24 protein-coding genes are annotated in these 24,511 nt (G+C 39.0%); 7 read left to right on the forward strand and 17 right to left on the reverse strand.

Features of this window, described 5'->3' with window-relative positions; all coding sequences use genetic code 11:
* Together glgB and AC27HL_RS10590 are read right to left on the reverse strand one after the other, a co-directional pair.
* A complete protein-coding gene (gene glgB / locus AC27HL_RS10585; protein WP_487080955.1) occupies window positions 1–2,259 on the reverse strand; it encodes a 1,4-alpha-glucan branching protein GlgB in 2,259 nt (752 codons plus the stop codon).
* A 20-nt stretch (window positions 2,260–2,279) separates the two neighbouring features.
* Window positions 2,280–4,787: a glycogen/starch/alpha-glucan phosphorylase gene (locus AC27HL_RS10590; protein WP_487080956.1), complete on the reverse strand. Its 2,508-nt coding sequence runs from the start codon at window positions 4,785–4,787 to the stop codon at window positions 2,280–2,282.
* 634 nt (window positions 4,788–5,421) lie between these two features.
* Here AC27HL_RS10590 and AC27HL_RS10595 point away from each other — a divergent pair.
* Entirely contained in the window at window positions 5,422–6,444 is a 1,023-nt protein-coding gene (locus tag AC27HL_RS10595; RefSeq protein WP_487080957.1) for a LacI family DNA-binding transcriptional regulator, read from the forward strand.
* A gap of 80 nt (window positions 6,445–6,524) precedes the next feature.
* Here the strand turns inward: AC27HL_RS10595 and AC27HL_RS10600 are convergent, their stop codons facing one another.
* The 5 genes from AC27HL_RS10600 to AC27HL_RS10620 are packed head-to-tail and all read right to left on the reverse strand — an operon-like array spanning window position 6,525 to window position 8,781.
* Window positions 6,525–7,118, reverse strand: a complete 594-nt coding sequence (locus AC27HL_RS10600; RefSeq protein ID WP_487080958.1) for a LysE family translocator — start codon at window positions 7,116–7,118, stop codon at window positions 6,525–6,527.
* 51 nt (window positions 7,119–7,169) lie between these two features.
* Complete coding sequence (locus AC27HL_RS10605; RefSeq protein ID WP_487080959.1) at window positions 7,170–7,460, reverse strand: hypothetical protein; 291 nt, start codon at window positions 7,458–7,460, stop codon at window positions 7,170–7,172.
* Between the two features lie 50 nt (window positions 7,461–7,510).
* Complete coding sequence (locus tag AC27HL_RS10610) at window positions 7,511–7,735, reverse strand: DUF3565 domain-containing protein (protein ID WP_487080960.1); 225 nt, start codon at window positions 7,733–7,735, stop codon at window positions 7,511–7,513.
* Window positions 7,736–7,763: 28 nt separating this feature from the next.
* Window positions 7,764–8,162: a GNAT family N-acetyltransferase gene (locus AC27HL_RS10615; protein ID WP_487080961.1), complete on the reverse strand. Its 399-nt coding sequence runs from the start codon at window positions 8,160–8,162 to the stop codon at window positions 7,764–7,766.
* A gap of 46 nt (window positions 8,163–8,208) precedes the next feature.
* Entirely contained in the window at window positions 8,209–8,781 is a 573-nt protein-coding gene (locus AC27HL_RS10620) for an outer membrane beta-barrel protein (protein WP_487080962.1), read from the reverse strand.
* 210 nt (window positions 8,782–8,991) lie between these two features.
* Between AC27HL_RS10620 and AC27HL_RS10625 the strand changes: the two genes are divergently transcribed.
* A complete protein-coding gene (locus AC27HL_RS10625) occupies window positions 8,992–9,759 on the forward strand; it encodes a substrate-binding periplasmic protein (RefSeq protein WP_487080963.1) in 768 nt (255 codons plus the stop codon).
* A 77-nt stretch (window positions 9,760–9,836) separates the two neighbouring features.
* Here AC27HL_RS10625 and AC27HL_RS10630 read toward each other — a convergent pair whose 3' ends face one another.
* The 3 genes from AC27HL_RS10630 to AC27HL_RS10640 all read right to left on the reverse strand — a co-directional run bounded on the left by AC27HL_RS10630 (window position 9,837) and on the right by AC27HL_RS10640 (window position 13,323).
* Window positions 9,837–11,321 carry an MFS transporter gene (locus AC27HL_RS10630; protein WP_487080964.1) on the reverse strand — a complete coding sequence of 495 codons (1,485 nt, stop codon included), beginning with the start codon at window positions 11,319–11,321 and terminating at the stop codon, window positions 9,837–9,839.
* Window positions 11,322–11,512: 191 nt separating this feature from the next.
* Window positions 11,513–12,040 (reverse strand): peptide deformylase, encoded by a 528-nt coding sequence (gene def, locus AC27HL_RS10635; protein WP_487080965.1) that lies wholly within the window; start codon window positions 12,038–12,040, stop codon window positions 11,513–11,515.
* A complete protein-coding gene (locus tag AC27HL_RS10640) occupies window positions 12,037–13,323 on the reverse strand; it encodes an MFS transporter (RefSeq protein WP_487080966.1) in 1,287 nt (428 codons plus the stop codon). The genes def and AC27HL_RS10640 overlap by 4 nt, the downstream gene beginning before the upstream one ends.
* Before the next feature lie 273 nt (window positions 13,324–13,596).
* On the opposite strand from AC27HL_RS10640, the gene recR reads away from it, so the two are divergent.
* Both recR and AC27HL_RS10650 read left to right on the forward strand, forming a co-directional pair.
* The gene (gene recR, locus AC27HL_RS10645) at window positions 13,597–14,202 is read left to right on the forward strand and encodes a recombination mediator RecR (RefSeq protein WP_487080967.1); all 606 of its coding nucleotides are present in this window, start codon (window positions 13,597–13,599) and stop codon (window positions 14,200–14,202) included.
* Window positions 14,203–14,299: 97 nt separating this feature from the next.
* On the forward strand, window positions 14,300–15,394 hold the full coding sequence (locus AC27HL_RS10650) for an MBL fold metallo-hydrolase (RefSeq protein WP_487080968.1): 1,095 nt from the start codon (window positions 14,300–14,302) through the stop codon (window positions 15,392–15,394).
* Between the two features lie 54 nt (window positions 15,395–15,448).
* Here AC27HL_RS10650 and AC27HL_RS10655 read toward each other — a convergent pair whose 3' ends face one another.
* Complete coding sequence (locus tag AC27HL_RS10655; RefSeq protein ID WP_487080969.1) at window positions 15,449–15,808, reverse strand: cupin domain-containing protein; 360 nt, start codon at window positions 15,806–15,808, stop codon at window positions 15,449–15,451.
* A gap of 41 nt (window positions 15,809–15,849) precedes the next feature.
* A complete protein-coding gene (locus AC27HL_RS10660) occupies window positions 15,850–17,040 on the reverse strand; it encodes a YbfB/YjiJ family MFS transporter (RefSeq protein WP_487080970.1) in 1,191 nt (396 codons plus the stop codon).
* Window positions 17,041–17,327: 287 nt separating this feature from the next.
* Here AC27HL_RS10660 and htpG point away from each other — a divergent pair, with 287 nt between their 5' ends.
* From htpG to AC27HL_RS10675, 3 genes are all read left to right on the forward strand, one after another.
* A complete protein-coding gene (gene htpG, locus AC27HL_RS10665) occupies window positions 17,328–19,286 on the forward strand; it encodes a molecular chaperone HtpG (protein ID WP_487080971.1) in 1,959 nt (652 codons plus the stop codon).
* 162 nt (window positions 19,287–19,448) lie between these two features.
* Entirely contained in the window at window positions 19,449–20,093 is a 645-nt protein-coding gene (adk, locus tag AC27HL_RS10670; protein ID WP_487080972.1) for an adenylate kinase, read from the forward strand.
* Between the two features lie 353 nt (window positions 20,094–20,446).
* Window positions 20,447–20,842, forward strand: a complete 396-nt coding sequence (locus AC27HL_RS10675) for an MAPEG family protein (RefSeq protein WP_487080973.1) — start codon at window positions 20,447–20,449, stop codon at window positions 20,840–20,842.
* A gap of 74 nt (window positions 20,843–20,916) precedes the next feature.
* Here AC27HL_RS10675 and AC27HL_RS10680 read toward each other — a convergent pair whose 3' ends face one another.
* The 5 genes from AC27HL_RS10680 to hisF all read right to left on the reverse strand — a co-directional run bounded on the left by AC27HL_RS10680 (window position 20,917) and on the right by hisF (window position 24,410).
* Window positions 20,917–21,390 carry a GNAT family N-acetyltransferase gene (locus AC27HL_RS10680; protein WP_487080974.1) on the reverse strand — a complete coding sequence of 158 codons (474 nt, stop codon included), beginning with the start codon at window positions 21,388–21,390 and terminating at the stop codon, window positions 20,917–20,919.
* 71 nt (window positions 21,391–21,461) lie between these two features.
* Window positions 21,462–21,755 carry a DUF6559 family protein gene (locus AC27HL_RS10685; protein WP_487080975.1) on the reverse strand — a complete coding sequence of 98 codons (294 nt, stop codon included), beginning with the start codon at window positions 21,753–21,755 and terminating at the stop codon, window positions 21,462–21,464.
* Between the two features lie 244 nt (window positions 21,756–21,999).
* Window positions 22,000–22,878 (reverse strand): hypothetical protein, encoded by an 879-nt coding sequence (locus AC27HL_RS10690; RefSeq protein ID WP_487080976.1) that lies wholly within the window; start codon window positions 22,876–22,878, stop codon window positions 22,000–22,002.
* A gap of 120 nt (window positions 22,879–22,998) precedes the next feature.
* Complete coding sequence (gene hisIE, locus AC27HL_RS10695; RefSeq protein WP_487080977.1) at window positions 22,999–23,628, reverse strand: bifunctional phosphoribosyl-AMP cyclohydrolase/phosphoribosyl-ATP diphosphatase HisIE; 630 nt, start codon at window positions 23,626–23,628, stop codon at window positions 22,999–23,001.
* The gene (gene hisF, locus AC27HL_RS10700) at window positions 23,622–24,410 is read right to left on the reverse strand and encodes an imidazole glycerol phosphate synthase subunit HisF (RefSeq protein ID WP_487080978.1); all 789 of its coding nucleotides are present in this window, start codon (window positions 24,408–24,410) and stop codon (window positions 23,622–23,624) included. The genes hisIE and hisF overlap by 7 nt, the downstream gene beginning before the upstream one ends.
* Window positions 24,411–24,511: the final 101 nt, after the last annotated feature.

The following is a 24,511-nucleotide window of genomic DNA, read 5'->3' on the forward strand; positions in this document are numbered from 1 at the left end:
TTAACAGACTCCTTGTAAGCTTAATATAACTGTTGCCATGGGAGGCACGGTTATATTGATGCGATGTGCTTGTCCTTGCCAAGGTATATTTTCACTTTCAATATCAGTGAAATTACCTTGGTTGGAACCAGCATAAATGGCTAAATCAGTATTAATAAGCTCTTTATAATAACCCGCAACAGGCACGCCAACGGCAAAGTTATGATGCACTTCGCTAGTGAAGTTACAAATCACAATTATAGGTTGTTGAGAATTTCCGCCGAAGCGAATAAAGCTATAAATGGACTGTTGAGCGTTTTCGTGATCTAACCAAGCAAAACCTTCTTGTTGGCAATCTTTTTCATAAAGTGCGGGTGTTGAGGTGTAAACGTTATTGAGGTCTTTAACCAAACGTTGCACGCCGCTGTGCCAATTAATGTCAAGTTGGTGCCAGTCGAGTGCTTGATCATGGTTCCATTCTCGTCCTTGGGCAAATTCACAGCCCATGAATAATAATTTTTTACCCGGATGGGCCCACATAAAGCCATAATATGCGCGTAGGTTTGCAAATTGTTGCCAAGCATCGCCAGGCATTCGCGCAATAAGTGAGCCTTTGCCGTGTACAACTTCGTCGTGACTTAGGGGTAAAACAAAGTTTTCATCAAAGGCGTAAACTAGGCCAAAGCTTAATTCGTTATGATGATGCTGGCGATGGATTGGATCTCGCTTCATGTATTCTAGACTGTCATTCATCCAGCCCATATTCCATTTGTAGCCAAATCCCAAACCTCCGTGCTCGGTTGGGCGAGATACGCCTGGCCAAGATGTAGACTCTTCGGCAACAGAAAAAGTCCCTGGGTAAAGTGAATAAAGTTCTTCGTTAAAGCGTTGTAAAAACTCTACTGCTTCTAAGTTTTCACGGCCACCATGTTTGTTAGGGATCCATTCACCTTCTTTACGGCTGTAATCTAAGTACAGCATAGAGGCAACAGCATCAACACGAATACCGTCAACGTGGTACGTGTCTAACCAGTGCAGGGCACTTGCGCGTAAAAAATTGGCAACTTCAACACGGCCATAATTATAAATTAGTGTATTCCAATCAGGGTGGTAGCCTTGGCGAGGGTCAGCATGTTCATATAAATGACTACCATCAAATTTTGCAAGACCATGGGCGTCACTTGGAAAATGCCCTGGCACCCAGTCAATGAGTAACCCTAGATTGGCTTGATGACATTGGTCGACAAAATATTGAAAGTCAGCCTGATCGCCAAAACGTGAGCTTGGAGAAAATAAACCTACTGGTTGATAACCCCATGAGCCATCAAACGGAAACTCACTAACCGGCATAAGCTGAATATGAGTAAAACCCATTTCCAAAGTATACGGAATTAATTTATCTGCTAAGGTGCGGTAATTTAAATATTGGTTATTTTCATCACGTTGCCATGAGCCTAAATGCACTTCGTAGATTGAAATTGCAGCATTGCGAGCATTGCGTTTTTTACGCTCTTTTAACCATTTCTCATCTTGCCAAGGATAAGGGGGTTCTGCGGCAATAATAGACGCTGTATCAGGTCGGTATTGAGCTTGTACACCAAAGGGGTCAGCCTTTGGTGGTAATAAGTTACCCGCATTGTCTTTGATTTCAAATTTGTATAAATTGCCGGCTTGTAGCTCGGGAATAAATAGTGTCCAGTAACCACTTTTTTCGCCATAATGCATCGTGTTTGTCATTGGGTGGCAGCGACCATCCCAGTGGTTAAAATCACCGACAACACTGACATGGCTGGCGTTTGGTGCCCACACGGCAAAACTACAGCCTGAGACTTTTCGGCCATGCAGGTTAGTTACATTCGTTAAATGAGCACCAAGTTTTTTATAGCTATTTTGATGATTTCCTTCACGCAATAAATGCAGATCAACAGCACCTAAAACTTGCTGTGATGAAAAGGCAAAAGCGTCATCATAAATAACGCTTTGTTGTTCCCCATTAATACTTTGATTAATACGTAGTTGATAATCAAAGTGTTTTTTTCTTCTTAACTTAAGTGCATATAGCCCATCGTCGGTTACTGGCTTTAGTTTGCCCAGCGACTTTTGTGATTTAGCATCGAGTATCTCAATGGTAAAGTCATCAGCCAAGGTTAAACCATTAGGTTTAAAAACCGTGATCACTAAGTAGCCTGTGTTGCAATCTGGTTGCAAACCCAATACCTGATGCGGTGCTGGATGACTAGCAGTTTGCAGACTGGATAGATCACGGTTGGTAATTGCCATTATTCTTCCTTAAATATTTGCTATTGCTTACTTGGCGTTAACTGCCAAATATTTTTTACGTAATCTTCAATAGAGCGATCAGAATTAAATTTACCCATTAGCGCGGTATTTAAAATAGCCATTTTCGCCCATTGCTTTTTGTTTTTATACGCGTTATCTAATGCCTGGTGAGCGTTAGAATAGGTTTGGAAGTCAGCAAGAACCTTGTATGGATCGCCACCCTCTAAGAAGCTACGTTTCACCGCAGATAATTCACCTGGGTTTCCTGGCGTAAAGTAGTCAGTGTCTAACCAATCTAAACAAGCGCGAATTTCGGCATTATTTTCATAGTATTCGTACGAGTTATAACCTTTTGCGTCTAAGGCTTTTACTTCATCAACGGTTAAGCCAAAGATAAAGATATTGTCGTTGCCAACTTCTTCGGCAATTTCAATGTTGGCTCCATCAAGCGTACCTATGGTAACTGCACCATTTAATGCCAATTTCATATTACCCGTACCTGAGGCTTCTTTGCCGGCCGTTGAAATTTGCTCGGAAACATCCGCGGCTGGAATAATCTTTTCCGCTAAACTGACGCGATAATTTGGTAAAAACACGACTTTTAGCTTGTCTTGAATGCGAACATCATTATTAATTTTGTCGGCAATTTTATTGGTTGCGTAGATGATCTCTTTAGCTAATTGATAACCAGGTGCTGCTTTTGCACCAAAAATAAAGACCCTAGGTTGCATGTCTAGTTCAGGGTTTGCTAACAATCTACGGTACAGGGCAATGATGTGTAACAAGTTTAAATGCTGGCGTTTGTATTCGTGTAAACGTTTAATTTGAACATCGAAAATTGCATCTGGGCTAACGGTAACGCCAGTAAGTGTTTTGATTTCTTTGGTTAAGGCTATTTTGTTTTCATGCTTAATAGCCATAAACTTTTGCTGAAATGCGCTATTGTCTGCAAATTTTTCCAGTTCACTTAAGCTGTTGAGATCTTTTGCCCAGTCACCGTCAATAGTTTTGTCGAGTAAATTCGCTAATAAAGGGTTACACGCTTTTAACCAGCGGCGCGGTGTTATACCGTTAGTAACATTGGTTAGTTTTTCAGGCCAAAGTTGATCAAACTCTGGGAATAAGTCTTTTTTAACTAAATCTGAATGAATTTGTGCAACGCCATTAACTTTATGCGATGCCACAACACAAAGATGAGCCATACGTACTTTTCTATCATGACCTTCTTCAATCAGAGATAAGCGAGCTCGCATATCGTCATTGTTTGGCCAAAGCGCATTTACTTGTTTATTTAAAAACTCTTCGTTAATGCGATATAAAATGGTTAAATGACGCGGTAGCACTCGTTCAAATAAGGATACTGACCATTTTTCTAAAGCTTCAGGCAATAGTGTATGGTTGGTATAAGCGAATACTTTTTGGCAAATTCCCCAGGCGTTATCCCAATCGATATTGTGAACGTCAATTAAGGTGCGCATTAGCTCTAAAATGGCAATTGTCGGGTGAGTGTCGTTTAACTGAATAGCAACTTTATCACAAAAACTTGGCCAGTTTTTGCTCTCGCTTATTAAGCCGTGTTGGCTTTCAAAACGGGCAATAATGTCTTGTACTGAACATGCACAGAAGAAGTATTGCTGTACAAAGCGTAGCTCTTTACCGGCGTCATGTTCATCATTTGGGTAAAGTACTTTTGATACGGTTTCGGCGGCAACTTGTTGTTGGTGTGCATTTAGGTAGTCACCATTGTTAAACTGTTGCCAGTCAAAAGCGCTGTCAGCACGACATTCCCATAAACGTAATGCATTGACGGTTTGTGAGTTGTAGCCAACAATTGGAACGTCCCAAGGTACCCCTTTTAGCATTTTTCCTGCATGCCAAACGGATTTAGTGGTGCCATCAGCTTGGGCAATTGCTTCAACATAACCATATAAAGGAATGGTTTGACTTGATTCCTGACGACAAACTTCCCATGGGCTGCCAAATTCGCGCCACATGTCTGGCGTTTCAATTTGCTGGCCATCGACAAAGCTTTGCTTAAATAAGCCATGTTGGTAATGAACGCCGTAACCCATAGCGTTGTAATCAAGTGTGGCTAAAGAGTCTAAGAAACAAGCAGCTAATCGTCCTAATCCGCCATTCCCTAAGGCTAAATCAGCACCTTCTTCACATAAGTCAGCAAGATCAAAGCCTAGTTTTTTTAGTGCTTTTTCGGTATTGGTATACAAGCCTAAATTATGTAAGTTGTTTGAAAGTAAACGTCCCATCAAATATTCAAGTGATAGGTAGTTTACTGATTTTACGCCACTTTTTTCTTGGTGTACTTTAGTACTTTGTAATTTTTCAATGATGATATCATTTAGTGCCAGCGAGGTTGCTCGCCAGTACGCTGGTTTTTGGTTAGCATGACTTTGCTCGCTGAGTGTAAATTGCAAGTGATGCTCAATACGTTGGCTAATATCAGCTACGGTAATTGATTGATTTTTTACTGCTGATTTTGCTTTAGTCGGTGCTTTTGTTTTGGTAACCATATAACTACAAACTCTTCTATCGGACATTCAAATGTCGGTAAATCTTCATTTTTTACTCAAGATAAAATGAAGGTACGGCATGTTTGTTCTTAATCCCTTATTGAGACAACATGTAATTGATGGAGCTACCATCGCGTTATAAATATGTTTTTTGTTTTCTTAGCCAGCAATCTATTTAATAGCGTGTGGCAAGAGAACGGTTAATTTAGTTGATGAATTAATTATGCCGATGTCTGCCATTAGAGCAATGAACTACATACGTATGCACAGCAGATATTTTTCATATTACACATGCATACGTATGTATTTTTATGCAAAATGAAGTGGAAAATTGTTTTTAGCGGTCAATTGGTATGTTGCTGGCAATTTTTGCTCTAGAAGGCTGATAAAACGGACGTGTTAAGTGTTTATGCTTGCAGTAATTCTTGACAAGTATTGCGACAGTGATTTGGTAAGAATTAGATGTTAAATCTTGGTATTTGCGCTGCAGCGCTAGCGATTACAGCTATTATTAAGTTGCATTATAAATGCATGCTAAAAGAGTAAAGTGGGTTAGGGCATCACCAATTAAATTATGTACTTAGCTCAAGCGCTCGGTTAAGATGAATTAAGAACTTTTACTTATGGGTTTGCTGTGAAATCAAAACAAACATCATTTGATATTGCTTATCGAGCTGGCGTGTCACAATCGACAGTTTCAAGAGCATTACGTAATAGTCCTTTGGTGAATGAAGAAACGCGTAAGCGCGTACAAGAAATTGCCAAAGAGCTTAATTATAAAGTAGATAAAAATGCTAGCAGTTTACGTACGCAACAAAGTGGTACTATTGCTTTGTTGTTATTTGAAGATCCAACCAACGATGACTCATTAATTAATCCATTTTTCTTATCTATGTTAGGCAGTATTACTCGTGCTAGCGCAAAGAAAGGTTATGATCTATTAGTTTCATTTCAGCAAATGAGTAACGACTGGCATGCCGATTTTGAAGATACCCGTAAAGCTGACGGTATTATTTTATTAGGCTATGGAGACTATACTGATTATGAGGAAAAGCTAGTACAACTGATCAAACAAGAAACACACTTTGTACGTTGGGGCGCTGACGTTAAAGGCTTATCTGTTGTTTCTGTTGGTTGTGACAATTTTCATGGCGGTTATCAAGTTACTGAGCATGTCATCAAGCAAGGGCGTAAAAACTTTGCTTTTTTAGGTGGCGTAACGAGTGGCTCACCTGAATTTTTAGATCGTTACAATGGCCATTGCCAAGCGCTTAATGATAATAATCTTACCGTTGATAAGCGGTTGCAAATTGATGCCATATCAACCGATGAGTCAGGTTATCAAGCAGCAAAGTCGTTAATTGCCACAGGTGCTAAGTTTGATGCAGTTTGTGCCGCCAGTGATTTAATTGCAATAGGTGCTATGCGAGCTTTGCAAGAAGCGGGCTTTAATGTTCCAGAAAATATTGCTGTAGTTGGCTTTGATGATATAGCTACTGCAAGTTTTACTTTCCCACCAATGACAACAGCAAAACAAGATACGGTTTTAGCGGGCGAGTTACTAGTTGATAAATTACTGCAACTAGTTAATGGCGAAGAAGCACAAACCCAGCTTATGCCTACAACATTGGTGGTGCGTAAGTCGTGTGGTAGTTAAGATAAGATAATTGTTATTGGTAATACCTCAAGAAAAAGGCTGTTAATTAACAGCTTTTTTTGTTTTTAAATATAAGGTTATTAGCTTGCTAGAGCAAAAATTACGGCAATTATCATTAATATCGCAAAGCTAACCCTAACTAACCTTGCTTGCTTTGGCTTAGCAAAAATGGGTCGCAAAATGCTACCAAACAACAACCAGATAATATCAACAAGGGCTGCAACCATTAGGCAGGCAAGTGCGGTTGCTAAATAGCTATAAACTGGTGTTGCCATAGGTAAGAGGAATTGCGAAAAAATAGCTAAAAATGCTGCATATGCTTTCGGGTTTAAGAGGTTTAAAATAAAACCATCTTTAAAATTTGGTGGGTTTATTGGTTTATTTACTTGATTGGTGGCTGCATTGGCAATTTTATAGGCAACAAACAGCATATAAGCTGCACCTAAAAGTTGGCAGATAAATTTTATCGCGGGAAATGTGCTGAATAAGTTTGCCAAACCTATGCTGGCACAAAGAATGGCGACTGAAAGCCCTGTAAGTATGCCGAGTAAAAAGGGCACGCCATTGCGAGTACCAAAGGTTGCCCCTGTTGCGGCTAGCGCCAAAGGAGCAGGGCCAGGAGAGCCCAATAATAATGCGGTTGTGCTGAGTAAGGTAAGCAAGGCCTCCGTCATAAATATTTCCTGTTAATCATTCTTTCGCGACAGCATAAATTCCGTATCAACTTACCCTTGGTAAAGCTTTTCAGTTGCTTGCTTTAAGCCTGCGTTTGGCAAGAATTGTTCAGAAATAGTCAAAATCGCGTGCAGATTATTTCGCAATTTATCTAATTCAAGATCGTCAGGTTTTAATGCCGTTTGTAGTAAATGCAAGGCCATGTCTGCGAGTAATAAGCGTTGCTTTTCAAGCCAGTCGTCATCGCCAGCTTTAGCCAAATTATTTAAGTAATTTGTTTCAACTATGCTGTGCAGCTGCCAGCTTGTATCAATAATGTTTTGTTTATCGTCGTTAGTCATTTTAATCACAGCGTGTTGTTGATGTTCTTGTTGTGGTTTTTTGCATGTTTTTATCGAAGCAAAGAAGAAGGCTCAAAATCTTTTATCGAGCACTCATCACACTTCTTGCAGTTTAGTTGATGGCCAAGCATCTTCTCTCGGCTTATTTTATTTAATACCCATGGGCGATTAATAAATGGTGGCTGATGACGAACATGCTGATTGTGACCGCATTGTAATTTTGCAACCCAATGGTTTTCTTCGTCAGTATCAAAACCGATAATTGCTTGTAACATATCTACGAAAAAAACTTCATTATTGTTGTTAAGCTTGCCAGTGCATGCCTTCGCATTCTGGGCGACTCAGCACAAAACCAAACTTCTTATATAGCTGAGGAACGTCGGCAAGTAAGGTTATATAGGCACCTTTTGGCGCTGTGTCATTTAAATAAGCCATGATACTGGTCATAATTTTGCTGCCTAAACCTTGCCCTTGAAATTTAGGATCAACTGCAACATCAACAACTTCAAAATTTAATGCCCCGTCACCAACAATCCGGCCCATAGCAACTACCGTATTGTCGATAACAATGTGCACGCCAAAAAGGCTATTGGGCAATGCTTTTTTAGCGGCCTCTCTAGGGCGAGGTGTTAACCCAGAAATTATTCTTAAACGTAGAAAGTCATCAAGGGGGGCAACATTATTAATAACTATTATTGCCATAGCGTTAATCCTCTATTTATTAATTAAAGTAGGGCAGCCGAAAGCACTAGAATCGATAACTTGCTTCGACACTGACACCACTAATGTTAATGTCGCTACCTAAGTTAATTACATCATAACCAACTTTTAATCCTAACCCCATGTCATACTGATGTTTCCAACCTATAGAGTATCCAAAATCAGAGCCATCATCACTAAAAACGGATTTATTGTCATCAATAATATCAAAATCATATTGCAAAGCGTTTAATTGCACATAGAAACTATTGCGTTTTGAAAACAAGTATTGTGCTTTAACGCTAAGCATAAAAGCGCTGTAATCGAGTTTTGAGTCTGTGAAAATATCAACAATGCTGGTAAATGAATTACTGTCACCATTTAAATAACCTGCACCAAAAGCAAAATATTCATTGATATGGTATTGGTAGGACAAGGTATAATGTGCGGTGGTAATATCATTTAACTCACGAGTATTGTCATTGTTTTCGGTATCGATGGCACTAAAATCAAATTGAGCACCAATTACATGGGGAGATTCTTCTGCAAATAATGAGCTTGAAGTTAATGAGCTTGAAGTTAATGAGATGGCAAGCAGAGAGAGTTTTAATAAACGAGTCATTATATTTCCTTATATTAAGTTAATATAATGTTAACTTGGTTTTCGGTTTGATGCTATGTTTTTGTATAGCTTGAATATTATCATTTAATTCAGGGCGATATTTTGTGCTAATAGCAGCCTGTTTTTCAGGTGTGCCACGGGTTGATTCAGGAAATATGCTAAGGCCAAACCTATGCATTTTAAAGGTTATATAAATTGGGTATTCATCTCATGTTGAAACGTTTGGGTTTGCTGAGCAGTTTGTGTTTAGCTGTTGGGTTGACTTTTCCGACAACAGCGGAAGAGCCTTTAAAAGAGCTAACACTGGCAACCACAACTTGGTGTCCTTATACCTGTTTTGACTCTGGCGATGTATCAGATGGTGAATTTGGTGTTGTAGGCCAGTATGTTGAAAAGTTGCTTTCTACACATAATATCAAGTTGAAGGCGAGTGTTTATCCTTGGTCGAGAGCCATTCATTTAGCAAATAGCAATAAAGTTGATGGTTTATTAACAGCAGCACACTCGGAAGCGCCAGCGCTAATTTTTAGCAGTAATGCAATTGCCAGTTACCAAATGTGCTTTTATACCTTAAAAACTAATCAATGGCAGTTTAAAGAAAGCTTAAATTTTGCTGGTAATAAATTAGCGGTTATTCAAGACTATTCATATGATAAGTTACTAGATACTTATATTGAAAATAATACAGATGTAATTGCTATTTTTGGCTCGGATGTAACTGAACGCTTGCTCCAACTATTATTTTCTAAGCGCGCAGATATTATCGTGGTAGACAAGCTAGTGCTGGCCTATATTAGTAAACATAATCATATTGATATTAGCCAAGTAAAAAATGCTGGTTGTCTGGCTGAAAATGATTTTTACTTAGCATTAACACCAACAAAAGGGCATCAGGCATTACTAAATAAGCTCGAAAGAGAGTTGGCTTTACCAGAAAATAAATCGTTTTATCAGGGGCTTATTAAAAAATTTTTATAGCCATTAAAATGTACGTTAATGGCTATATTGTTAGTGTGTCATTTTCTCAATTAGGATAAAAAATGGCGCAGTTAAAATTATGCTTCAACCGCGTTGGTGCTACTTTCGACCTCACTATCGCTATCTTTAACAAAATAAACCGACACAGCGCCTAATAACATGGAAGCACCAGCTAACATGATTATATAAATTGCTTGGTTGTCAAAAACACTGCTTAGTATCCAGCCAGCAAATAGACCTGATACAATTTGTGGCGCTGCGATAGTAAAATTAAAAATACCCATGTAGACGCCAGTTTTACTTGCAGGCAATGAACCTGCTAAAATCGCATAAGGCATTGCTAATATTGCTGCCCACGCCATACCAATACCTATCATAGGAATGAATAAGTCAACAGCGCCTTGTGGCACTTCAACGGTCGTAATCATCAAATTAACTACCGTCGGCTCTGAATTGGTAATAAAGTAAAAGCTCAAATAGCCAAGACCACCAGCCAATAAAGATAATGAATAGACCAATTTGCGGCCAAATTTATTGGCAAGTTTCGTTAGGAATAGTGAAAAGATAGCGGCAAATAAAGAATAACCAGCGAATAAAATACCAACCCAGTCACCTGCAGCACCTTTTGCCGCTGCAATGTGTTCAGGAATGCCGCCGACACTGTCAATAAAGTCAGGGTCGAACCACTTAGCGTCAATGCCCCAAACATTTTGTGCAATGGCTGGCATGGTGTACACCCACATAATAAATAAGGTAAACCAAGAGAAGAACTGCACAACTGCTAGTTTTTTCATGGTTTCAGGCATAGTGGTTAATAGCTGCCAAAATGCAGAGAGTTTTTCCGTTATCGTGGTAACTTGTGCTTGTTCTTTGGCGACGGCTTCTGCATCCATGCCTTTGTATGCATAGTAAAGTTCAGGCGGGTGCTCTTTGGTTCTAAACACTGTCCAAAGAACACAAATCATTAGTACTGATGCACCAATATAAAATGCCCAAGTGACTGACGGCGCGACTTTGCCAGCTTCTGCTGTATTTTCTAGACCTATAACGTTGGTTAAAACAAAAGGTAAAATAGAACCGATAACCGCACCAACATTTATTAAAAATGCTTGTATGGAGTAGCCAAGATTACGTTGATTCGACGGCACCATATCTGAAACAATGGCGCGAAAAGGTTGAAAAGCGACATTAAAGGCGGCATCCATTAACGCTAGCATTAATGCCCCAAATAACATAGGTGTGATTAACTCGGTAAATAATGGCGCGTTGGGCATTAATGACATACCAAAAGCTGCGACCACGGCACCCGCTAAAATATATGGACTGCGTCGACCAAAGCGATTCCAAGTACGGTCAGAGGCAGAGCCAACTAAAGGCTGAATAATTAGCCCCATAATTGGTGCAACAAGCCAAAAAAGTGACAAAGAGTGCAGATCTGCACCTAAATCAGATAAAATCCTACTAACATTAGCATTTTGTAATGCAAAACCAAATTGCACCCCCAAAAAGCCAAAACTTAATGTCCAAATTTGCCAGAAACTTAGCTGTGGTTTTGTGCTCATAAATACACTCTTATTGTTGTAATTTCTGCATTAATCACTGTGCTATTTGATACGTTTTTATCGTATAAGCGAACTAATGCCACGTAAATTATCTAGCATCTTAGCAATAGTCTTAACTATGCAACATGAGTTGCATACGTATTCACCGTGTTGTTATTTGCTTGTTTGATTTAAAACGCCGTGTCTTATACCTACACATTTGCAGTTTGTTCAAGCCACTGTTGTTCAGATATCGCATCAGATTCATTGTTAAGCCGTTCAATAAAGGTAATACCGTCAAGGTGATCAAGTTCATGCTGAAATATCCGCGCTACAAAACCGCTCAGGTTTTGCTGATATTCTTGGCCTAGCTCATCAAAGTAATTTACTGAAATGTCTGTGTATCTAGGTACAAGGGCGCGTTTATCTTTTACACTTAAACAGCCTTCCCAGCCTAAGGCTTGCTGATTATTAGTGGCAGTTATTTTTGGATTAATGACTACCGTTAACGGTAATAATGGCGCATTAGGATAACGCTCGCTAGGCGCAGAACACATTAAGAAAATACGTAAACTTTTCCCTACTTGTGGCGCAGCAATACCAACGCCGTTAGCGTTTTTCATTGTTATTTTTAGAGCCCTGATTAGTTGCTGTATTTCCTCAGCTTTTATATTTTCAACTGTCTGCGCAACTTGGTTTAATATCGGCGCACCACGTTGCACAATAGGTAATATATTCATGGCTTTGCCTCCTTTAGCGGCTGTTCAGTATTAATGTTCTCTAGCTTGGTGTTTTTTCGATAATAAAACCAACTCACAACAAATAATATAACAATGAAGGGTAAACTCGTTATAACAACAAAATGCCAACCAGCTTTGAAAAGTACCCAACCGGCCAGTAATGATGCCGTCGCTTGAAAGCCAAAAATGATAAAGTCATTAATGGCTTGAACTTTATGTCGCTCAGAGGGGCGGTAGCTTTGTGGTAGTAGTGATGTTCCGGTTAAAAACAGAAAGTTCCAACCGACACCGAGCAAAATAAGCGCCCACCAGTAATGCATAACCTGTTCGCCAGAAAAAGCGACTAAGGTCACTAAGGTGTAAATAATAGTACCTAATAGTAATAAGGCCTTTAGGCCGACTTTTTTGACCAGCCAAGCGGTAAATAGTGACGGAATAAACATCGCAGCAATGTGACTTTGTATGACCCATTTCGTATCACTTAAACTATGGCCGTGAATATGGTGCATACTTAGCGGCGTCGCGGTCATTAAATAACTCATTAACGCAAAACCAATCGCAGCGGCTAGAATGGCGATTATAAAAATAGGTTGTTTAACAATTTCAGTTAATGGCCGAGCGACACCTTGATTTTCGTTGTGTTGAATTTCTGGGTTTTTAAAGTTAGCCATAAGCACCATGGCCAGTACGAATAAGCCAGCAAGAAAGAGAAAAGAACCCGCATAACCATGGGGTGAGTTTATCCAGTCTTTCGCGGTTACCGCAATTTCTGGCCCTAAAAAGGCAGAAAAAATGCCGCTGAGCATTAATATTGATAACACTGTTGGTACGTCTTTGCTGTTGTTAACACTTTCAATAGCGGCAAAGCGAAGCTGTTGGATAAATGCAGTGCTAGCGCCAAAGAGTAAACTTGCGAGAACAAACACTTCAAAACTTGCGTTAAGTGCCGAAAACATTGCCAGAAGTGTGCCCAGCAAACCTATGCTAAATCCGGTATAGGTGGCAAATCGTCTACCTTTGGCTTTGGCTAAAAGTGCCGCGGGAATTGCTGCACTGGCTACACCCAGGATCATCACAGTTACCGGTAAAGTTACTAAAGCGGGATCAGCGCCCATACTGGTTGATAATATACCGCCAATAAAAACAATAACGGGCGAGGCTGCCATTACCAGTGGTTGTATTAAAAACAATAGCCATATATTGCTAGGCAGTTTAAACATCCGTTGTAAAACAACAAAGGTGCAGAGCAATAACGCAAGCGTTATAAAGATGTTTAATAGCATTAAATTCCCTTAGTAAGAAAGTTAAACTCGAAAGTGATGTTTAGTACTTTAATTGTTAACCATGATACTGAATTTTTACTGGTTTAGGTGAATTTAGAGACCCGAAAGATAAAGAAAATCTTTTTAATTAAAGATTATAAATTTTTAAATCCAGTGCTAAACTGCCACTCTTCAGTGTTAGGCCGTTAGCAACAACGAACTAAGTAATAAATTAAACAAGGTTGTTGATGATAAAAGCCTGGTTTAAGTTGATAACCGTTAAAAAGAGTTGTAATGAAATTTAGTCCATTAGTTCAAGAGCTTATTGATTCACTAAAATGTTTACCGGGTGTTGGTGCAAAATCAGCACAACGTATGGCATTTCATTTACTGGAAAGAAACCGCAAAGGTGGTAGTAAGCTATCTCAAACCTTAGCTAGAGCCATGGAAAATATTGGTCATTGCCAGCAATGTCGAAATTTTACCGAAGAAGCCTTATGCGATATCTGTCAAAGCCCGAAACGAAAAATAGCCACGCAACTTTGTATTGTTGAAACGCCCGCTGATGTTATTGCTATTGAGCAAACCGGTGAATTTCAAGGCCGTTATTTTGTTTTGATGGGGCATTTATCACCGCTTGATGGTATTGGCCCAGATGATCTCGGCCTAGATGTTTTAGAAAAGCAATTGGCGACAGGGCAGTTTAGCGAGGTTATTCTTGCCACCAATCCAACTGTTGAAGGTGAAGCAACAGCTCATTTTATTGCTGAGCTTAGTCAAAGTTGCGATGTGAATATCTCCCGTATCGCTCATGGCGTGCCAGTAGGTGGCGAATTAGAGTATGTTGACGGTAATACTTTGTCTCACGCACTGTCTGGGCGGAAGAACTATAACCTCTAAGCCCTGACGCAATAACTGCATTAACCATAGTGATAATGGCATTTTATAGCCATTTTGTTATGGTGATTGGATGAAAAAATAAGGAAATATAAGTTCGATGAATTTTTGGCAACAAAGTATTGTTTTTATTAGTATTCTTTTGCTCGTAAGCTGTAGTACCAAAAATCAGGTTACTCGAATTGAACAGCCGGATTCAGTAATTAACTATAAAAAAAATGCTGCTAAATCCTCGCGCTTTTCCAACCTTTATCCGGAAAAATACGATTATCCAGTTTCCTGTCAGGAAAACTGTTATCAAGCATCACCATTACTTGAATGTGAATCTCCCGCAGAAAATTGTCATTATATTGGTGAAAATTTGCCAATTAAGTTAAATACTGAACTCACTATTCGCTGGCTTGGTCACGCTAGTTTTTCCATTGTGAGCTCAAATGGTACTCGTCTTTTACTTGACCCAGTCAGTAAACAATTTGATTGGCCGGTTGATTTAGCGTTTAAGCTCGCCATAGGTTTTTATCGTAATGAACCACAATGGCTAAGCCATGATGAATTAACCAATGTAGACGCGGTTCTTTATTCTCATATTCATTATGATCATTTCAGTAAAAGCGATATTGAAACCCTAGGTAATAATACCGAATACTTTACCCCGCTGGGCTTTGGAGAACATTTTCCTGATGGTGGTTATCGTATAAATGAAATGTCATGGTATTCGAAAAAGACACTAGCAGATTTTCAATTAAATTTTGTGCCAGCACACCACTTTAGTAACCGCATTTGGGTGCCATTTTTATATGAAGACAATGACGCAACACTATGGGGCGGTTGGGTGATCGAGCATAAAGATAAAAAAATATTCTTTGCTGGTGATACCGGTTACTCAGAGCACTTTAAAAATATACAGCAACGCTACGGTGACATGGACGTGTGTTTATTACCCATCGCCTCATACTTTCACCCTGAAGATGGTGAATGGTATCGTTATGTTCACACCACTCCCGAAGATGCACTACTTGCCGCACAAGACTTAAATTGTAAAGTAATGATCCCTTGGGGCTATGGAAACAATAGTTGGAAAATGGGTGATCGCAGCTCGCACTCACCATTACTTCGACTATTAAATATGCACAAACAACTTAACTCAACAATCCCTCTGCATATTTTAAATGAAGGGGAAGAAGTGCGTTTTTAGCAAAAGCTAAGTGCTTTGATGCTGATAAATAAAAGTAGCGCATAAAAATTGCCGTTATTTAAGCTCAGTTTCTACAATAATAATTTCACCATCACCAATGTTCTTAACGTTATGTGTGGTGGCGGGTAAAAATAAGGTTTGTCCGTCGCTAGCTTGTAACTTTTTAGTCGCTTTTGTGCTGTCTTGAGGGATTAAGGCTAGTGTACCGCCTTTAACAAAATATACGACGCGATGAGCATAGCTATGAGTATGCATGCCTGATTCAGTACCTACTGGATAGGTTAAACGCACCACTTGTACTTGCTCATTTTCTAATACTATTTCTTTTTTTGGCTTTACCTCTGTGGCTAAAGCATGGTGAGTAAATGTTATGGTGGAAATAAATGTCAGCATGATTAAAGTAATTTTTTTCATACACGTGCCTTGTGTTAAGGGGTTCAAGTAAAGTTAACCTGCTACAAAGATGTAGCGATTTGGTTGTGGTTAGTTAAATTATTTTTTGCATATTTTAAAAGCAAAATACCACAACAAACAATAAAAGCAGTTAAATAAAGGGCGGCGTTATAATTACCAAAATATTCTATCAAGGCAACGCAATATAAGGGGGCTGTTACTTGCCCAACACCATAAGCCGCGGTAATCACTCCCATAGCAAACACGGGGTTTTTACCTGCTAGTTGGCCGCCAAAATTCATAAATAATGCAACTAAGCCAATAAAGGTACCGCCGTATAAAATACCACTAAGTAAATTTAAATAAATATTGGCTGAAAATATTGGAATTAGCATTGCGATAACTTGTAGCGCCATCGCCACCATCATAATATCAATACTGTTAAATTTATGTGCCAAGCGCATCCAAATAATACAAGATGGAATTCCCGCAATACCAACAGCCAACCATGCATAACCACCATAACCTGATAAACCAGGTAGCGAGTTAACAATGTCGGGTAAAAAGGTTGCCTGTACAACCATACCAACGCCTTCTGTGAAATAGGCAATTGCCAACACAATGATCAGCGGATTAAACAAAGAGCGTTCAAACTTGTGTTGAGTAGGGGGCTTAACTGGGTGTTTATCAAAAGTTAAAATATAGCCACAATAGCAAGACAATAAAGCGCCTACGCCAGCAAGAACAAACCACGCAGTTTGCCAACTTCCGGCATATTGAAAAACTAATCGCATCACTAAATCTGACACTAATATAGAAAAACCTAAGCCACTAAAATGTATGCCCATAGCTTTAGTTTTGTTGGTGTTTTGTAATTTTGACATAACAATAGCAGAGCCAACAACCAATGCCATGGCTGCGCCAAAACCAGCTAATAGTCGTGCAATAAACCACAGCGTATTGTTTTCAGAGTGAGCGAGGATTATTGAGGTGATAACACACAACACGAGGCCTAGTCGGAAAAACTTTACTTTGGCATGAATATTTTTAATAAAAATAGAAAATATTGAACCAGATAAATAACCAAGATAATTAACGGAGGCTAACAAGCCAGCAAAGGAAATATTAAGATAATCATCCAGCATTGCTGGTAATAGCGAGGTAAAAGCGAATCTAGCCACGCCCACTCCAACAATTAATGCACAAATTCCGGCAAGCAAGATAGCGGCATTGTTGTTTCTATCTAATAGCATTGTCATCCTTGTTCAACAGAAATTTGAAATCAGCGCTACTTTACGAGCCAAGCAAGGTGATAGCAAATCATTTACGGTTATAAATGATATCTAGCCAAGTGATATAAATGAGTTATTTGTGAAAAGAGCACTGAAAAAGTAAATTAAACGGTAAAATTTAAAGTTATTTGTGATTTTTTCTTGAAAATATTTTCGCTACCCCCACATGTTAACTATCGAGTGAGTAGTGATATTTATAACTCACCATAACCAAATGTTTTATGTTAGTTAAGTAGGAAGTTTTTCAGATGTCTGAGACACAAAAAGAAGTTCATGGTTTTCAAACCGAAGTAAAACAACTATTACAGTTGATGATTCATTCACTATATTCAAATAAAGAAATTTTCTTACGTGAGTTAGTGTCTAATGCTGCTGATGCATCAGATAAGTTACGCTTTAAAGCGTTATCAAATGCTGAACTTTTTGAAGGTGATGGCGAATTACGCGTACGTGTAAGTGCTGATAAAGAAGCAAATACCGTAACTATTTCTGACAACGGTATTGGTATGACACACGACCAAATCGTTGAGCACTTAGGTACTATTGCAAAATCTGGTACTGCTGAGTTTTTCTCACAACTTTCTGGCGACCAAGCGGCTGATTCACAATTAATTGGTCAATTCGGTGTTGGTTTCTACTCAGCATTTATTGTTGCTGACAAAGTGACTGTTCGTTCACGTGCCGCGGGTGTTGCAACATCTGAAGGTGTTGAGTGGACATCAGAAGGTGAAGGTGAATTCACCACGGCTAAAATTGAAAAAGCTGGCCGTGGTACTGATATCATCTTACATTTGAAAGAAGATGAAACTGAATTTGCTGATGACTGGCGTTTAAAGTCAATTGTGACTAAATACTCAGATCATATTTCTGTTTCTGTTGAAATGCTAACGCCAGAAGTTCCGGCTGTTGAAGCTGTTGCGGAAGTGAAAGATGATGAAGGTAATGTTACTACCCCTGCAATTGAAGCGCGTGATGCCGTACCCGCAAAATGGGAAGCTGTAAACAAAGCAACGGCGCTTTGGACACGTGAGAAAGCTGACGTTACTGAAGAAGAATACAAAGAATTCTATAAGCATGTATCTCATGACTTTGCTGATCCTATGCTTTGGGAGCATAATAAAGTTGAAGGTAAAACTGAATATACTTCATTGCTTTATATTCCATCTAAAGCGCCATTTGACATGTACAACCGTGAAAAGCAGCATGGCCTTAAATTATACGTACAACGTGTATTTATTATGGATGATGCTGAACAGTTCATGCCAACTTACTTACGTTTTGTCAAAGGTTTGCTCGACTCAAATGACCTACCATTAAACGTTTCTCGTGAAATTCTACAAGACAGTAAGATTACGCAAGCAATTCGTAAAGGTTGTACTAAACGTGTATTGAAGATGCTTGAGAAATTAGGCAAGAAAGACGCTGAACAATACCAATTATTCTGGAATGAATTTGGTCAAGTGTTAAAAGAAGGCCCAGCAGAAGACATGGGCAATAAAGAAGCCATTGCTAAGTTATTGCGTTTTGCCTCAACTCATGAAGACAATAGCATTCAAAGCGCTTCATTAGCACAATACATTGAACGCATGAAAGAAGGCCAAGATAAGATTTACTATGTTGTTGCTGACAGCTTTGAAGCGGCTAAAAACAGCCCGCATTTAGAAGTATTCCGCAAAAAAGGCATTGAAGTATTATTAATGTCTGACCGCATTGATGAGTGGTTAGTGAGCCATTTAACTGAGTTTGATGGCAAGCAATTACAGTCTGTGACGCGTGGCGGCTTAGACCTTGGTGATATGGATGATGCAGAAACGAAAGAAGCACAAGAAAAACTTGAGCAAGAATTCGACTCAGTGGTTACTCGCATTAAAACGGCTCTTGAAGGTAAAGCAAAAGACGTTAAAATTTCACAACGTTTAACGGATTCTCCAGCTTGTATTGTTGCCGATGAGCATGATATGAGTAGCCAAATGATGAAGTTAATGCAGTCTGTTGGTCAAGAAGTACCTGAGTCATTACCGATTTTCGAAATCAATGCTGAGCATGACTTAATTAAGCACGTTGCTGATGAACAAGACGATGAGCAGTTTAAGCAATGGTCAGAAGTATTGTTCGAACAAGCTATGTTAGCAGAGCGTGGCAGCTTGAAAGATCCTGCAACTTTTGTTGCTCGATTGAACAAACTTATGATGAGCTTAACTAAATAGTGACTTAGGTCATATTGTCGTTAGACTTTAGTCAAAAAAAGAGGCTTTTTAGCCTCTTTTTTGTTTTTTTGCACAGCTAGCTACTTGTTTGCAACCCTTTGAATATGTATAGTGTCAGCTTTTACGCAAAACCAATTCATTAATTAAATAGGGTTATACTAAATGCGCATTATTTTATTAGGTGCACCGGGTGCAGGTAAGGGTACTCAGGCACAATTTTTAATGGCTAAATTTGGCATTCCACAAATATCAACGGGTGACATGCTACGTGCTGCAATTAAAGCGGGAACTGAACTTGGTAAAAAAGCCAAAGAAGTAATGGACGCAGGTCAGCTCGTTTCTGATGAATTAATTATTGGTTTAGTTAAAGAACGTATTGCTCAAGACGACTGTAAAGCAGGCTTCTTACTTGATGGTTTTCCACGCACCATTCCTCAAGCTGATGCCATGAAAGAAAATGGTGTTGCCGTTGATAATGTTATTGAATTTGACGTTCCTGATGAAGTGATTGTTGAACGTATGGGCGGGCGCCGTGTTCATGCTGGCTCAGGTCGTGTTTATCATATTGTTTACAACCCACCTAAGGTTGAAGGTAAAGATGATGAAACAGGTGATGATTTGTCTATTCGTCCAGATGATGAAGAAGCAACAGTACGTAAGCGTCTAGGTATTTACCACGAACAAACTAAACCTTTGGTTGAATACTACCAAGCTGAAGCGAAAGCGGGCGCTTGTGCATACTTAACCATTGATGGTACGCAACCTGTAGAGCAAGTTAGTGCATTACTTAACGAAAAATTAGCATAAGTTAATTCGTTATCACAGTTTTAAATAAAAGCTCGCTTATGCGAGCTTTTTTATGTTCAGGCCTTTCTCAGGCATCCTGCCTTTCTAGGCATTAGTACATCCGTGTACGTCGAAGAACGGTATGACGCGATTGCATGGACGCAAGTCAGGCCTTTCTCAGGCATCCTGTATTTCAACGCTTTAGCGCATCTTGATAAACTTTCTGGTTAATAACTTTATTTCATATTTTGTGTCTGACCTATCTGCACTTCATTTTTACGTAAATGCCGCTGTTATTTACATTTTTGCCTAGGTATTATTTATAACAATAAGAAAAACAAATGATTATACACAATTTATAGTGAGGAAAAATGATGATGACATTGTCGATAACTGGGTTTTATGCCAGCCTGCTAGGCTTTTTATATATTGGCTTAGCCATCAATATTATTAGATTGCGAAAAAAGTTTAAAGTTGGCATTAATGATGGCGGCAATAAAGATTTAGCAAAAGCTATCAGAGTACACGGTAATTTCGCAGAATATGTGCCCGTTGCGTTGATTTTATTGGCTTGCTATGAATTAAATAATGCCTCTGTAATTATGTTGCACGCGTTAGGCGCTGCGTTACTTGCTGGTCGTGCTTTGCATGTTATAGGTTTAAGTAAAACTATTGGTATTTCAATGCAACGCCAAGTTGGTATGCTTGCGACATTTTTTGTTATTTTAATTTTAGCCATAGAAAACATACGCATGTTCGTTTTTGGTTAATATTTAACAACAAACATGAGTTGACTTTTGGGTATTGTGTTAATGGCAATGCCCAAAAGTTTACATTACTTATATTACCTTGTTTTTAACATGGCAATGTGTGGAATATCATCTTCTAAATACATTTCACTTACCCGCACAAAACCGTGCTGATTGTAGTATTTTTCTAAATGTTCTTGTGCTGATATTTTTAACTTTTCATCGGGAAATGCTTGTTCACATTCTGTTAATGCTTGCTGCATTAATTTATGTCCTAAACCAGTACCACGTGCGCAAGGCGCGATAACAACACGGCCAATACTAATATAGTCTTGATAAGTTAAACCGGTTGGTAAAATTCTAAGGTACGCTGTCATAACCTCATTTTGATAGCAAAACAAATGTAAGGTGTCAGCGTGACGGTCGTGATCGTCTAAATCAGGGTAGTAGCAAGTTTGTTCAACAACAAAAACATCAATACGCAATTTCAATAAATCGTAAAGTTCAGTGGTATTGAGGGCCGAGAACTTTTTGCATTGCCAGGCAATTTGAGCAGCATTACTAGTCATAATAAAAAGCATGAGAAAATAGGTAAAACTATTTTTTCATGCTTGTGCTGTTTTGTATAGTAATTAGCACTTTATGCTAATTTTTTTAAATAGCCGCTGTACTGTTTACGGCTTAAATATTCAACAATCTCTTGTTTATATTGGTTAATATTCAGTTCAGGGTATTCAAGATAAAGTACATTTTTTAGTGCATTTTGGTCGAGAAATAATAAATAAGCCAAAGGTAAATATTTCGGATTAAAGTTGTGCTGATATACCGTAGCCCTAACTTCTGAAGCAGAATAATACTGTTTATTACCGTAACGTTTTTCTAGTGCTGGTAATAATTTTTTACCGTATTTTTTTATCGAATAATATTTAAACATAAGCTAATCCTTAGCGTTGTTTACATGTCCTAAGTGAAGGCGCACATTATAATGCTGAGCACTTTTGTTCGTCAACTTTAAAATGCTGAAAGTGTTGCTACTACTGGCTTTCAAGGGAATTGTTGTACATTTTTTACGGGCAATGTCTTACAATTTTTATAACAGTTACCAGCTAAGTTGGTTACGTTTTTTGGTAAATGTCGGCTGTTCAAGGATTTTAGTGTCATTTGGTCGCCTAATCACGTTATTTATCGCGATTAATGATTTTTAATTTAGATTTGTCTTGGAAAAAGCCAGCTTGTTGATAAGCTCTTGAAATGGCCTTAGTTGAGCGGAGTTTAGCTAATCCTCTATTGATTGCATTAAAAGCAGCCTTGCCAAATGGGTGATTTTTACTGATGACAAAATGGCGACTATCATTGAGCTCAATGGCAATGCCTTTAACAGGAACTAAGTGAATTTTATCCATGGTAAAACTAAGATCTTTGCTTGAGTGAAACGGCATTAAGAGAAAATCTACCCACTGCAAATGAACCATTCTTGCCATACTTAACCATTCATCTTCACGTATAAGTTGCTTTAAAGGCAAGTTTTGCAGTGTTTGCCAGTCAGTTTTCCATTTAGGTGTTGATACTGCTGTCAATGTAGTTAGGTCATTTAGGCTATCAATAGCTAATACTTGCTTATTTTGGGCACTGGTATAAATGCCGGCAACGTATTCACCTTTTCTTATTACTGGCGCTGAAATATAGATATACTTGGCAAGCTCATTAGCGTCAGCTAGCCAGTAGGAGTCAAAACTTAGTAATAATTTTCCTTGCTGGAGCATTTTTGTATTTCGAAAATTTAATTTGCCAGGCATATATACAAATTTATGTTTAAATCCTCCTAAGATAAGTGCCTGTTGCACAATGATCATATCAACAACATCTCGGCGAATGGCGTTGCCGGAAAAGTTATTAATGTCAGCAATGTTTTTACCATCAATAAAAGCTAAGTAGTCTACGTATACATCGTCACGAATGTAGATAATTATTTCATCGGCTTTTGCGAAAGAAACCATATGAACAGTTAACAGGAAAATGAAGAATTTTATTTTTTGTTGGATAAGTTTTCGGAGCATGGCTACCTCATTTTTCAACTCGTCCTTGCAATCTATTAAGTTTAGCTGAATTATATTCTTTGAGGTTAAAAAGCTGGCGAATATGTTTATATAGACCAGCTTGATGGGGTAAGAGGAAAGTTACGGCTGTTGTTTCATGTGTCTACTTTGCAAAACCGCCATCACTTCACTGAGCTCAATATTTTTATCTTGTAGCAATACTAAGGTGTGGTAAAACAAATCGGCACATTCTCCTAATAAGTCTGCTTTAGTTTCAGCTACTGCCGCTAATGCGACTTCAACGCCTTCTTCTCCGACTTTTTGCGCAATTTTGGTGGTGCCGCGTGAAAAGAGGTGAGCAGTGTAGCTATCTTCTGGCGCATCATTCTTACGACTGGCAATTACTTGCTCAAGTTGGCTAAGAAAATTTTGTTGACTAAGTTTTTGCTCAGGAAAGCAAGACTCAGTGCCTAAATGACAAGTAGGACCTACAGGACGACAAGCAATCAACAAACTGTCTTGATCACAATCGGTCAGCACTTGGCTAACCTTTAAGTAATTGCCGCTGGTTTCGCCTTTACACCACAGCGCTTGTTTCGCGCGACTATAAAACGTCGCTAAGCCTGAGCTTAGTGTTTGCTGCAAAGCTTCAATGTTCATAAAGCCTTGCATTAACACCGCACCGGTATCTTGGTGTTGAATAATGGCGGGAATAAGGCCATTCATTTTGTTCCATGCCAATTGGCTGATGTTTTCATTGGTAATTAGCATAGTCGAATCTCTATTTGGTTATCTTTAAGGTTTTGTTTTAACTGGCTCATAGCGATAATGCCTTTGTGGAAAACGCTGGCTGCAAGTGCGCCGTCAACATCAGCTTGTTGAAAAACATCAACAAAGTGCGATATTTCACCGGCGCCGCCTGAGGCGATAAGTGGGACATTACACTGAGCACGCACTTGGCTAAGTTGCTTGATGTCGTATCCTTGGCGAACGCCATCTTGGTTCATGCAGTTAAGCACTATTTCACCAGCGCCTAGTTTTTGTACTTCTTGTATCCAATCAAGCGTGCGCCATTTGGTTTTTTGTGTGCGAGTTTCATCACCGGTAAATTGATAAACTTGATACTCTCCTTGGCCATTGTTCGTCTCTTGATTGAAAAAACTGTCAATGCCAACAACAATACATTGTTGGCCAAAAACATCGGCAAGGCGAGATATTAAACTTGGATCTCGCAAAGCAGGGGAGTTAATGGATATTTTGTCTGCGCCCATCATAAGAATCTGTTTAGCATCAGCTTCTGTTTTTATACCGCCAGCGACACAAAAAGGAATGTCGATAACTTGTGCAATACGACTTACCCAGCTTTTGTCGACTACACGGTCATCTGAACTTGCAGTAATATCATAAAATACTAATTCGTCAGCACCGGCTTCAGCATATTTTTGTGCTAGTGGTACTATGTCACCAATAATTTCGTGGTTACGAAACTGAACACCTTTAACCACTTTGCCGTCTCTAACATCGAGACAAGGAATGATACGTTTGGCTAACATAAAAATAGCTCCCTAATTTCTAATTTACCCAATTGCGTTGCATCGTTTTCTTTTACGACTTTTCCATCACGAACATCAAGACATGGGCTGATACCCTTAAC

It is taken from the genome of Colwellia aquaemaris (assembly GCF_057548755.1).